Genomic DNA, 1,314 nt, shown 5'->3' with positions numbered 1-1,314 from the left:
TAGGGCTTTGTCAGGAGTTGTTGATCTTGTGGTGTGATTCTGGTGTGGATCTTGCTGTGGTGCGGGCTTTGAATGGTGAGCTGGAGCGGTTCGTGATGGAGGTGTTCGTGCCGGGGCAGCCGGTTGCGGGTGCTGTGCGGCGGGCGGATATGTGTGCGCATCATCTGCGGGGCTCGCTGCTGACCGACGTTAAGCGTAAGACCGCGACCGGGATGGGGCGGGTACTGGGGGTGTCTGCGCAGAGCTTGAATCACCTGGTCACGGACTCGCCGTGGCGGTGGGAGCCGGTGCAGAACCGGATCGCGGTGCGGGCGCAGCGGTTGCTGCGCCCGGCGGTGTGGGCGATCGATGACACGACGTTCCTCAAAGACGGTCACGACAGTGTCGGGGTGGCTCGTCAGCATTCCGGGCGGGTCGGTGGGCAGGCCAACTGTCAGGCCGCGGTGTCGGTGACCGCGTGTGGCAGGACCGGCGTGGTCCCGCTGGCGTGGCGGTTGTTCATGCCCGAGTCGTGGAACCCGGAACTCTCGGGCGAACGTCGGGGACCCGCCCGGGTCCCCGACGACGTCGGCCATCGCCCCAAGTGGCAACTGGCGTTGGACGCTCTTGACGAGCTGATCGAGCAGAAACTCACACCACCTCCGGTGGTGGCTGATGAAGACTACGGCCGGGCCGGTGAGTTCCGGGACGGTCTCGCCGACCGTGGTCTGGGGTTCGTGGTGCAGGTCAACCGCGACATCAGCCTGCTGCCCTGGCGTCGGGAACCCGACACCGCGTGGGCACGCGAAGGCAAACACCTGTCGGCTACCGGCATCGCCGCCGGTGCCACCAGGATCCCGGTGTCCTGGCACACCGACGACGGTGAGCGGGTGGCCCATGCCAGCCTGCTACGGGTACGTGAGGCCGGAAGACCGGTACGGCAACGAGCGTCCGCGGCGAACACCCACCTGCCCGACCGGTGGCTGCTGATCCAATGGGACACCAAGAAACCAGACGAGCCTGCACACGTATGGCTGGCTCACCTTCCCGGCGTTGCCCGCCCCACCATCGGGCGCCTGGTCCGGCTCGCCAAAGCCCGGTGGGCCATCGAGACCAGCTACCGCGAACTCAAAAACACCCTCGGTATCGACCACTTCGAAGGCCGCACCTGGCCAGGCTGGCACCGCCACGTCACGCTCGTCACCGCAGCCTTGCTGTTCCTCACCGAATACCGCGCCCGCACAGTAAAAAACGCGGCCCCGGCCTGACACTCGGACAGGTCGCCCTGCTCCTGCAGAACCTGCTCACATGCTGGACCGGGGCCTGCGCCCTCTG

1 protein-coding gene is annotated in these 1,314 nt (G+C 66.8%); it reads left to right on the top strand.

From position 1 onward, the window contains the following. Positions 1 to 1,247, top strand: a 1,247-nt coding sequence (locus D5S19_RS03225; RefSeq protein WP_233573687.1) for an IS701 family transposase, incomplete at its 5' end; no start/stop codon positions are given. Positions 1,248 to 1,314 lie beyond the last annotated feature (67 nt).

The sequence above is a fragment of the Amycolatopsis panacis genome, from assembly GCF_003600245.1.
Taxonomy (GTDB): Bacteria; Actinomycetota; Actinomycetes; order Mycobacteriales; family Pseudonocardiaceae; genus Amycolatopsis; species Amycolatopsis sulphurea.
The sequence above is the reverse complement of the archived record's forward strand: the minus strand, read 5'-3'. Positions and strand labels throughout refer to the sequence as shown.